We start from the raw sequence: 9,777 nt of genomic DNA, 5'->3' as shown, positions 1-9,777 counted from the left end.
TCGCCCTGCCGCCACCGCCCGCGCGCGTCCACCAGCGGCCAGCTGCCCGCCATCGCCGTGCAGGCCGCCACCCAGCGCTGCCGGGCCCCGAACGCCCCGTACGGCGCGGCCGCCGCCCAGGCCCGGTCGAACTCGGTCAGGAAGGTGTGCACCGGCCGCCCCGGCACGTTGTGGTGGATCAGCGCCTTCGGTAGCCGCTCGGCCAGGTCGGAGGGCTGGCCCAGGCCGCCCAGCCGGGCCGCGAAGGTCACCGTCCGGGGTCCCTCCGGGCCGAGCGCGACCCAGACGTGCCGCCGCCCGATCTCGTCGCAGGTGCCCTCGACCAGCAGCCCGTCCGGGGCGAGCCGTGCGCACAGCCGCTCCCACACGCCGGCCACCGCCGACTCGTCGTACTGCCGCAGCACGTTGGCGGCCCGGATCAGCTGGGCCGGCGCGCCGCCGTCCAGCGGCACCTCGAAGCCCCCGCGCCGGAAGGTGAGCAGCGGCGGCTCGGCGTACGGCACCGCGGCGGCGACCCGCTCCGGCTCGATCTCGATCCCGACCACCCGGACGTCCGGCCGCACCGTGCGCAGCCGCCCGGCCAGCTCGACGGCGGTCCACGGCGCGGCGCCGTAGCCGAGGTCCACCGCGACCGGCGGGCGCTCGGCGCCGCGCAGCGCACGGCCGAGGGTGTGGGCGATCCAGCGGTCCATCCGGCGCAGCCGGTTGGTGTTGGTGGTGCCCCGGGTGACCGTCCCGACCGGGCGCCCGGTCCGTCCGCGGGCGGGCGCGGCGGTTGCGGGGTCGAAGGAGGCAGCCATGCCCAGAAGGGTAGTCGGGCCGCCGGCGGAACCGTGCTGACCTGGGGCGATGGCGACCGCTCCGGCCGGTGGGACGGGGCGGGAATGCCGGACGCGGTTCGTGTGGTTGGCACACTGGCGGTGATGTGTGCCCGGACGGGGCAGCGCACACCGGACAACGGGCGGCCCGGTGCGGACCGCCTCGACGGGCCGCACAGAGGAGGCTTCAGCCAGGTGATCCAGCACCCCGTCCGTTCGGTACGCCGTGCCCAGCCCGCCGCCCCCGCACGCGGCCGGCTCCAGTCGCTCGTCCCCGGCCGCCGCCGCCCGCGCCGGATAGCGATGCTGAGCGTCCACACCTCGCCGCTGCACCAGCCCGGCACCGGGGACGCCGGCGGGATGAACGTCTACATCGTCGAGCTGGCCAAGCGCCTGGCCGAGCTCAACATCGAGGTCGAGGTGTTCACCCGGTCGATCTGCTCGGACGACGCGCCGACGGTCGAGCTGGCCCCGGGCGTACTGGTCCGCCACGTCACCGCCGGGCCGTACGAGGGCCTGGTCAAGGAGGACCTGCCGGCCCAGCTGTGCGCCTTCACCCACGGGGTGCTGCGGACGGAGGCGGGCCACCGCCCCGGCCACTACGACCTGGTGCACTCGCACTACTGGCTCTCCGGGCAGGTCGGCTGGCTGGCCGCGCAGCGCTGGGGGGTGCCGCTGGTGCACACCATGCACACCATGGCGAAGGTCAAGAACGCCGCGCTGGCCGAGGGTGACACGCCCGAGCCCGCGGCCCGGGTGATCGGGGAGACCCAGGTGGTGGAGGCGGCCGACCGGCTGATCGCCAACACCACCGAGGAGGCCGCCGAGCTGGCGCTGCACTACGCCGCCCGGCCGGACCAGCTGGCCGTCGTCCACCCCGGGGTCAACCTGGACGTCTTCCGTCCCGGCGGGCCGGGGACGCCCGCCGCCGCGCGGGCCCGGCTGGGCCTGCCGCAGGACGCCGCGGTGCTGCTGTTCGCCGGCCGGATCCAGCCGCTGAAGGCCCCGGACGTGCTGCTGCGGGCGGTCGCCGCGTTGCTGGGGCGCCGCCCGGAGCTGCGCGAGCGCCTGGTGGTGCCGGTGGTCGGCGGGCCCTCCGGCGCCGGGCTGGCCCGGCCGGAGAGCCTGCACAAGCTCGCCGCCCAGCTGGGCATCTGCGATGTGGTGCGGTTCCACCCGCCGGTCGGCCAGCCGCAGCTCGCGGACTGGTACCGGGCGGCGACGGCGCTGGCGATGCCCTCGTACAGCGAGTCCTTCGGGCTGGTCGCGCTGGAGGCGCAGGCCTGCGGCACCCCGGTGGTGGCGGCCGCGGTCGGCGGTCTGCCGGTCGCGGTGCGGGACGGCGAGACCGGCACCCTGGTGTCCGGCCACGACCCGCTGGAGTGGTCGTACGCACTGGAGCCCTACATCACCGACCGGGGCCTGGCGGCCCGGCGCGGCGAGGCGGCGGCCCGGCACGCGTCCGGCTTCGGCTGGGACACCGCCGCGGCGACCACCGCCGAGGTGTACGCCGGCAGCATGGCCCGCCCGGCCGGCCGACTGGCCGCGGCCCGTCGGCGGCTGGCCTGAGGCTGCGCCCGCCCGGTACCGGCGAGTAACGTCACCCTCATGGCAATCCGCACCAAGGACGAGGCCCTGACCCTCCTGCGCACCGCCCTGGACGACGCCGGGGTGGCCTGGGAGCCGGCCGCCGCCGACCCGTACACGCTGGTGGCGGCCCTCCCGGGCACCCGGAAGCTGAGCACCGCCTGCGCCCTGCGGGTCGGCGACCACACTCTGTCGGTGAACGCCTTCGTGATCCGCCGTCCGGACGAGAACCACGAGGCCGTCTACCGCTGGCTGCTGGAGCGCAACACCAGGCTGTACGGCGTCGGGTACGCGGTCGACGCGCTCGGCGACGTCTACCTGGCGGGCCGGCTGCCGCTGGAGGCGCTCACCCCGCAGGTCGTGGACCGGCTGCTCGGGACGGTGCTGGAGAACGCGGACGAGCCGTTCGACACCCTGCTGGAGCTGGGCTTCGCCACGGCGATCCGGCGCGAGTGGGAGTGGCGGACCAAGCGCGGGGAGTCCACCCGTAACCTGGCCGCCTTCGCCCACCTGGCCGCGCCGCAGACCCCGCAGGCGGACGCCCCGGACGCCGGCTGACCCGTCCGGTCAGGCGCCCGCCGGAGCCTTCCCGGCCTGCTCCACCGCGGGCGCCGGGACCTCCGCCACGGGCGCCGGGACTTCTGTCACCGCGGGCCGGCGACGCCCCGCCGCACCGGTGCGGCGGGCCAGCACGACGTACCCGAGCGCGGTGACCGTCCCGACCGCTCCGCAGGCCGTCCAGAGCACGGCCGGCCCGGCGTGCTGGAGCAGCAGCCCGCCGCCCGCCGGGCCGAGGAACGAGGCGAGCGACCAGGAGAGGCTGTGCACGCCCTGGTAGCGGCCGCGCCCGTGGGTCGGCGCCAGCTCGGCGACCAGGCCCATCATCACCGGCGTGTTGAGGATCTCGCCGACCGTCCAGACCGCCACCGAGAGCGCGAACAGCCAGGCCGAGGACCCGGCCAGCGCGGCCAGCCCGAAGCCCCAGCCGGTGAGCAGGCAGCTGGTGATCAGCAGTCCGGTCCGCGAGCGGCCCTCCATCCACCGGGTGAGCGGGATCTGGAGCACCACGATCAGCAGCCCGTTCAGGCCGATGACCAGGCCGTACTCGCTGGAGGTGATGCCGGAGGCGCCCATGTCCACGGCCAGCGTGGTGCTGCCCTGCTGGAAGACCAGCGCGAGCAGCAGGGTCAGCCCGACCAGCGCCATGAAGGGGGCGTCCCGGAACACCGACAGCAGGCTGACCTGCGGTTCGGCGGAGCCCGCCGCCTGGTCGGGGGAGGCCTGCGGCCTGGTCTCCGGAATCCGGACGAAGATCACCACCGCGCAGACCACGGTGGTGAGCGCGTCCAGCAGGAAGAGCGTGAGGTAGCCGTGGGTGGCGATCAGGCCGGCCACGGCGGCGGAGAGGCCGAAGCCGATGTTGATCGCCCAGTAGTTCAGCGAGTACGCGCGGACCCGGTCCTCGGCCGGCACCAGGTCGGCGATGATCGCCGAGGTGGGCGGGCGGGTGGCGTTGTTGCACAGGCCCACCAGGAAGGCCACCGCGGCGATCGCCACCTGGCCGTCCGCGAAACCGAGCACGGCGGTGAACAGCGCGGTGCCGAGCTGGGCGGCGACCAGCGTGGGCCGGCGCCCGATCCGGTCGGCCAGCACGCCCGCGAGGATCGCCGCGACGGCCGAACCCAGGCCGAACAGCGAGGCCACCAGGCCCGCGTAGGAGGCCGAGTACCCCCGGTCGACCGTCAAGTACAGTGCCAGGAAGGTGACCACGAACGCGCCGAGCTTGTTCACCAGCGTGCTCACCCAGAGCCACCAGAACTGCCGCGGCAGCCCGCCCACCGTCTCGTGCACGAGTCTTCGGAGCCGGGGGTTGGCGGCCAGGGCGACGAGCATGTGGGGGCTCCCGGGGGTGGGCGTCCGCCGAGCGGTGCGGCAGGCCCGGTCAGCCGACGCATGTAAGTGTCAGATGCGTGCAGCACACATTACACATCGGTCGAAGGTCCCCACCAGGGGTTTTTCGACCCCCCACTAAGCTGGGGGCCATGGCTGACACGACGTACCGACTCATCCTGCTCCGCCACGGCGAGAGCCAGTGGAACCAGAAGAACCTGTTCACCGGTTGGGTCGATGTCGACCTCAACGAGAAGGGCGAGAAGGAGGCCGCCCGCGGTGGCGAGCTCCTGGCCGCCGAGGGTCTGCTCCCCGACGTGGTGCACACCTCGCTGCTGCGCCGCGCCATCCGCACCTCCCAGATCGCCCTGGACAAGGCCGACCGGCACTGGATCCCGGTCAACCGCAGCTGGCGGCTGAACGAGCGCCACTACGGCGCGCTGCAGGGCAAGGACAAGGCCCAGACCCTGGCCGAGTTCGGCGAGGAGCAGTTCCAGCTGTGGCGCCGCTCGTACGACACCCCGCCGCCGGTGCTGGCCGACGAGGCCGAGTACTCGCAGGCCGCCGACCCGCGCTACGCCGAGATCCCGAGCGAGCTGCGTCCGCGCACCGAGTGCCTGAAGGACGTCGTCGAGCGGATGCTCCCGTACTGGTACGACGCCATCGTCCCGGACCTCGCCGCCGGCCGGACCGTCCTGGTCACCGCCCACGGCAACAGCCTGCGTGCGCTGGTCAAGCACCTCGACGGCGTCTCCGACGAGGCCATCGCCGGCCTGAACATCCCGACCGGCATCCCGCTGGTGTACGAGCTGGACGCCGACTTCAAGCCCGTCGCCAAGGGCGGCCGCTACCTCGACCCGGACGCCGCCGCGGCCGCCATCGAGGCGGTCAAGAACCAGGGCAAGAAGTAGCCCACCTGGCGAAACGGCCCCGCCGCCCCGGCAGACCGGGCGGCGGGGTCTTCGTTCGTTCCGGTCGCTTCGGGGTCAACCCGCCTGTCCAGCACGAGAGTTGGGCAGGTGGCGACAAAATGGTTCAGACCATTGACGGCCTAGGTGGCGACTCCTACCGTGAGGGCACCGGACTGGCGCAGGCATGCCAGGATCTCCCCGTCCGGGCCGCCGCACCCCCACGCGCGCGCGTCTGCGCCCCCGGCGCACACTCCATCCACCCCCACGGAGGAGCACCATGCGCACACGCCACATCGTCGCGGCGGTCGCCGCCGCGCTGGCGATCCCGCTGACCCTCGCCTCCCCGGCCTCGTCCCACGGCTGGATCTCGACCCCGCCCAGCAGAGCCGCGCTCTGCGACGTGCACACGAGCGCCGTCCCCTGGGACTGCGGTGACATCCAGTGGGAGCCGCAGAGCGTCGAGGGCCCCAAGGGCTTCCCGTCCCTCGGCCCCTCGGACGGCACCATCTGCGCCGGCGGCAACTCGCGCTTCGCCGAGCTGGACGACCCGCACGGGGGCGCCTGGCCGACCACGCCGGTGACGGCGGGCCGGTCGCTCACCTTCACCTGGACGTTCACCGCCCGGCACGCGACCACCGACTTCCGGTACTACATGACCAAGCCGGGCTACGACGCGAGCCGGCCGGTCACCCGGGCCGACCTGGACCTGACGCCCTTCCTGACCGTCCCGTACGGCGGGAAGCAGGTGCCGAGCACGCTCAGCCACACCGCGACCGTGCCGAGCGGGCGCACCGGACACCAGGTGGTCGTCGCGGTCTGGACGATCTCCGACACCGGGAACGCCTTCTACTCCTGCTCCGACGTCCGGTTCTGAGGCCCGCGGGAACGGACGAGGTGCACGGCCGCCGGTGGGCCGTGCACCTCGGGGGACACCTCGGGCGGCGGACCGCTCAGTGGCCGCAGCAGCCGCCGTCGGCGCCGCCGCACTGGCAGGGGGCGCCGGACTGGCAGCCGCAGCCGCAGCCGGGGCCGCAGCCGCAGCCGGCCGCGAGGACGGGAAGCAGCTTCGGGGCGAGTGGCTCGACGGTGTCGTGGGCGGTTGCCGGTCGGGTCGGGTTGGCCTTCATCGAGCTTCCCTCCTAGTGACGGGCACAGTCCTGTGCCCCCGATGTCGAGTGAAACCGCCGGACGGAGGGGGCGTCAACGGGCGCGCAGTGGTGGGGCGCACGGAAGACCGTGCGCCCGCACCACCCTCGTCCCAGGTTTACTCGCCGCCCCTCGGGGGAGCCGTGAGCAGCTGTGCCGTGAGCCGCAACGCCGGGGCCGGCAGGGCCCGCGCCCGGCATTGCTCGCACTCGGCCGGGCCCGCGCCCGGCCGGGCCCGTACCGGCGGTCAGTCGACCGGCGCGGCCTCGGCGGCCTCGGTGGCGGCCACGAACTCGGCCACGTGCTCGCCCGTCACCAGGTACACCACGCGCTTGGCGACCGACACCGCGTGGTCCGCGAAACGCTCGTAGTAGCGGCCGACCAGGGTGATGTCGACGGCGGTCTCGATGCCGTGGTGCCAGCGCTCGTCGATCAGGTGCGACAGCAGCTCGCGGTGCAGGGTGTCGATCGCGTCGTCGTCCTGCTCCATCTCCAGCGCCTTGTCGACGTCCTTGGTGGCGATGACCAGGCCGGCCTTGGCCACCAGGCGCTGGGCGAGCTGGCCCATCTCCAGGACGGTGGAGTGCAGGTCGCGCGGCACGGCGGTGTCGGGGTAGCGCATCCGCGCGACCTTGGCGACGTGCCGGGCGAGGTCGCCGCAGCGCTCCAGGTCGGCGCTCATCCGCAGCGAGGTGACGACGATGCGCAGGTCGGTGGCGACCGGCTGCTGGCGGGCCAGCAGGTCGATGGCCCGGTTCTCCAGCTCGTGGTGCAGCTCGTTGATCTTCTCGTCGGCGGCGATCACGCTCTCCGCCAGCGCCAGGTCCGCGTCGAGGAGGGCGGTGGTGGCGCGGCCCAGGGCAGAGCCGACGAGCCGGGCCATCTCGACCAGGCTGTCGCCGATCGCATCGAGTTCCTCGTGGTACGCGTCGCGCATGTTCTCTCCTCAGTAGCTGTGTCGGTGGCGGTGCCGACCGGCCGGCCCGTCCGACCGTCGTTCCGGTGTCCGGGTGACCGCTGCTGGTGGCGCGCATCGTACGCGCACACCCGAGCCGGTGGCCGCTGTTGGGCACACCGATCTCTCCCACACGGGCTGCCTGGCCAACTTTCCGCCGTCAGGGCGACGATGCACGGCCGCTACGGTGAATCGGCAGCTACCTGAAGGTGAATTCTCGGCAACGCGTGGTCGATGCCTTGATCCAGCGCTTGGGGACTGCCCTGGCCGTGCGCTTACGCTGGCCACATGGACGTGAACGTGGCCGCCGCCGCTGCCTGTGCCATAGCCGGGCTCGGCGTCGGCCTCACCGCCTCCATCGCCTTCCGCTGGAGTGAGCGCGAGCAGGCCAAGGGCAAGTACAGCGGAACCGGCGGCAGGAACCACGGCCGGTACCAGTCGCTGGGCACCGGCAACCCCGAGCCGCCGCTGCCGCCGGGGGTCGACACCGTGCTCTCCGTGCTCCGCTCCTGCGCGATCGTGCTGGGCGAGGGCGACGAGGTGGTCAAGGCCAGCTCGGCGGCGTACGCGATGGGCCTGGTGCGCGGCGGCGCCGTCGCCGTGGACCAGATGCTGGCACTGGCCCGCTCCACCCGCCGGGACGGCGAGATCCGCCAGGTCGAGCTGGAGGTGCCCCGGCCGGGCGCGGCCCGCGCGACGGAGCCGCTCGCGGTCTCGGTCCGGGTGGCCCCGCTGGGCTCCCGGCTGGTGCTGGTGCTGGTCGAGGACCAGACCGAGCGGCGCCGGGTGGAGGCCGTCCGCCGGGACTTCGTGGCCAACGTCAGCCACGAGCTCAAGACCCCGGTCGGCGCCCTGTCGCTGCTCTCCGAGGCCGTCGCCGACGCGTCCGACGACCCGGAGGCGGTGCAGCGCTTCGCCGGCCGGATGCAGGTCGAGGCGACCCGGCTGGCCAGCCTGGTCCAGGAGATCATCGACCTCTCCCGGGTCCAGGACGACCGGCTCATGGTCGACCCGGAGCCGGTCGCGGTGGACGAGCTGATCGCCGAGGCGATCGACCGCTGCCGCCAGCAGGCCGCCGCCAAGCAGATCCTGATCGCGGCGGGCGGCATCGCCGGCCTCTACCTGCACGGCAACCGCGGCCAGCTCGCCGCCGCGCTCGGCAACCTGGTCGAGAACGCCGTCAACTACAGCCCGCCCCGTACCCGGGTGGCCATCGCCACCCGCCGCATCTCCAGCGCCGCGGCGCTCGGGGAGGCGGACGGCGAGCTCATCGAGATCTCGGTCACCGACCAGGGCATCGGTATCTCCGAGAAGGACCGCGAGCGGGTCTTCGAGCGGTTCTACCGTGTCGACCCCGCCCGCTCCCGGGCGACCGGTGGCACCGGCCTGGGCCTGTCCATCGTCAAGCACGTCGCGGCCTCGCACGGCGGCACCGTCTCGGTGTGGAGCGTCGAGGGCCAGGGTTCGACCTTCACCATCCGCCTGCCCGCCGGACAGGCACCCGCGCAGGACGAGCCCCACGACGCGTTCGACGACGAGCCGGACCACGTGCCGGCCGGCGGCCCCGCCGGACCCGCCGCCGCACCCCGAACCCTCACCACGGACCGTACGGACCGTTCGCTCCCCGCCGGGGAGCGGGAACAACATCTGTCAGACACAACCCCCCAGCTTGCCCCGGAGGCCTGATCGTGACCCGAGTACTGGTGGTCGAGGACGAGGAGTCGTTCAGCGACGCCCTCTCGTACATGCTCCGCAAGGAGGGCTTCGAGGTGGCCGTCGCCGCCACCGGCCCCGACGCCCTGGAGCAGTTCGAACGCAACGGTGCCGACCTCGTCCTGCTCGACCTGATGCTGCCGGGCCTGCCGGGCACCGAGGTCTGCCGCCAGCTTCGGGTGCGCTCCAACGTCCCGGTGATCATGGTGACCGCCAAGGACAGCGAGATCGACAAGGTCGTCGGTCTGGAGATAGGCGCTGACGACTACGTCACGAAGCCGTACTCCACCCGCGAGCTGGTCGCGCGGATCCGCGCGGTGCTGCGCCGCCGCGGCGAGGACGGCGGCGCGGGCGACAACGGTGGCGGCCCGGGCGCCCTGGAGGCGGGCCCGGTCCGGATGGACGTGGACCGCCACGTGGTGACCGTGGACGGCGCCAAGGTCGACCTGCCGCTCAAGGAGTTCGACCTGCTGGAGATGCTGCTGCGCAACGCGGGCCGGGTGCTCACCCGGATGCAGCTGATCGACCGGGTGTGGGGCGCGGACTACGTCGGCGACACCAAGACCCTGGACGTCCACGTGAAGCGCCTGCGGGCCAAGATCGAGCCGGACCCGGGCGCGCCGCGCTACCTGGTCACCGTCCGCGGCCTGGGCTACAAGTTCGAGCCGTAAACCGTCCCGACCACGCGGAAGGCCCCCGCCGGCAGCAGCCGGAGGGGGCCTTCGCGTCGCCCCGGCGGGCCCGGGCGGGCCCGCCG

The 9,777-nt window shown here is 73.8% G+C and carries 10 protein-coding genes; 6 read left to right on the top strand and 4 right to left on the bottom strand.

From position 1 onward, the window contains the following. Positions 1–800, bottom strand: an 800-nt coding sequence (locus KS423_RS28530; RefSeq protein WP_224282651.1) for a class I SAM-dependent methyltransferase, incomplete at its 3' end; no start/stop codon positions are given. 216 nt (positions 801–1,016) lie between these two features. Here KS423_RS28530 and mshA point away from each other — a divergent pair. Then, positions 1,017–2,387 (top strand): D-inositol-3-phosphate glycosyltransferase, encoded by a 1,371-nt coding sequence (mshA, locus tag KS423_RS28525; protein WP_374120042.1) that lies wholly within the window; start codon positions 1,017–1,019, stop codon positions 2,385–2,387. A gap of 39 nt (positions 2,388–2,426) precedes the next feature. Continuing rightward, positions 2,427–2,963 (top strand): YbjN domain-containing protein, encoded by a 537-nt coding sequence (locus tag KS423_RS28520; protein ID WP_224282649.1) that lies wholly within the window; start codon positions 2,427–2,429, stop codon positions 2,961–2,963. 9 nt (positions 2,964–2,972) lie between these two features. Here the strand turns inward: KS423_RS28520 and KS423_RS28515 are convergent, their stop codons facing one another. After that, positions 2,973–4,298: an MFS transporter gene (locus tag KS423_RS28515; protein WP_224282648.1), complete on the bottom strand. Its 1,326-nt coding sequence runs from the start codon at positions 4,296–4,298 to the stop codon at positions 2,973–2,975. A gap of 149 nt (positions 4,299–4,447) precedes the next feature. Between KS423_RS28515 and KS423_RS28510 the strand changes: the two genes are divergently transcribed. Next, complete coding sequence (locus tag KS423_RS28510; RefSeq protein ID WP_224282647.1) at positions 4,448–5,206, top strand: phosphoglyceromutase; 759 nt, start codon at positions 4,448–4,450, stop codon at positions 5,204–5,206. A gap of 277 nt (positions 5,207–5,483) precedes the next feature. After that, on the top strand, positions 5,484–6,080 hold the full coding sequence (locus KS423_RS28505) for a lytic polysaccharide monooxygenase (RefSeq protein WP_224282646.1): 597 nt from the start codon (positions 5,484–5,486) through the stop codon (positions 6,078–6,080). 76 nt (positions 6,081–6,156) lie between these two features. Here the strand turns inward: KS423_RS28505 and KS423_RS28500 are convergent, their stop codons facing one another. Beyond that, positions 6,157–6,333, bottom strand: a complete 177-nt coding sequence (locus tag KS423_RS28500; RefSeq protein WP_224282645.1) for a hypothetical protein — start codon at positions 6,331–6,333, stop codon at positions 6,157–6,159. A gap of 266 nt (positions 6,334–6,599) precedes the next feature. Then, positions 6,600–7,289, bottom strand: coding sequence for a phosphate signaling complex protein PhoU (gene phoU / locus KS423_RS28495; RefSeq protein ID WP_224282644.1), 690 nt, complete (start codon positions 7,287–7,289; stop codon positions 6,600–6,602). 306 nt (positions 7,290–7,595) lie between these two features. Between phoU and KS423_RS28490 the strand changes: the two genes are divergently transcribed. Beyond that, positions 7,596–8,993 carry a cell wall metabolism sensor histidine kinase WalK gene (locus tag KS423_RS28490; protein WP_224282643.1) on the top strand — a complete coding sequence of 466 codons (1,398 nt, stop codon included), beginning with the start codon at positions 7,596–7,598 and terminating at the stop codon, positions 8,991–8,993. Positions 8,994–8,995: 2 nt separating this feature from the next. Then, entirely contained in the window at positions 8,996–9,691 is a 696-nt protein-coding gene (locus tag KS423_RS28485) for a response regulator transcription factor (protein WP_031069385.1), read from the top strand. Positions 9,692–9,777 lie beyond the last annotated feature (86 nt).

It is taken from the genome of Streptomyces sp. LS1784 (assembly GCF_020103755.1).
Taxonomy (GTDB): domain Bacteria; phylum Actinomycetota; class Actinomycetes; order Streptomycetales; family Streptomycetaceae; genus Kitasatospora.
Note: the sequence above shows the minus strand (reverse complement) of the source record. Positions and strands in the feature narration are given on the sequence as shown.

Excerpts from the sequence above, each read along its gene's own strand:
- KS423_RS28520 (WP_224282649.1), top strand. The coding sequence starts at position 2,427 with ATGGCAATCCGCACCAAGGACGAGGCCCTGACCCTCCTGCGCACCGCC.
- KS423_RS28515 (WP_224282648.1), bottom strand. The coding sequence starts at position 4,298 with ATGCTCGTCGCCCTGGCCGCCAACCCCCGGCTCCGAAGACTCGTGCAC.
- KS423_RS28510 (WP_224282647.1), top strand. The coding sequence starts at position 4,448 with ATGGCTGACACGACGTACCGACTCATCCTGCTCCGCCACGGCGAGAGC.
- KS423_RS28505 (WP_224282646.1), top strand. The coding sequence starts at position 5,484 with ATGCGCACACGCCACATCGTCGCGGCGGTCGCCGCCGCGCTGGCGATC.
- KS423_RS28500 (WP_224282645.1), bottom strand. The coding sequence starts at position 6,333 with ATGAAGGCCAACCCGACCCGACCGGCAACCGCCCACGACACCGTCGAG.
- phoU (WP_224282644.1), bottom strand. The coding sequence starts at position 7,289 with ATGCGCGACGCGTACCACGAGGAACTCGATGCGATCGGCGACAGCCTG.
- KS423_RS28490 (WP_224282643.1), top strand. The coding sequence starts at position 7,596 with ATGGACGTGAACGTGGCCGCCGCCGCTGCCTGTGCCATAGCCGGGCTC.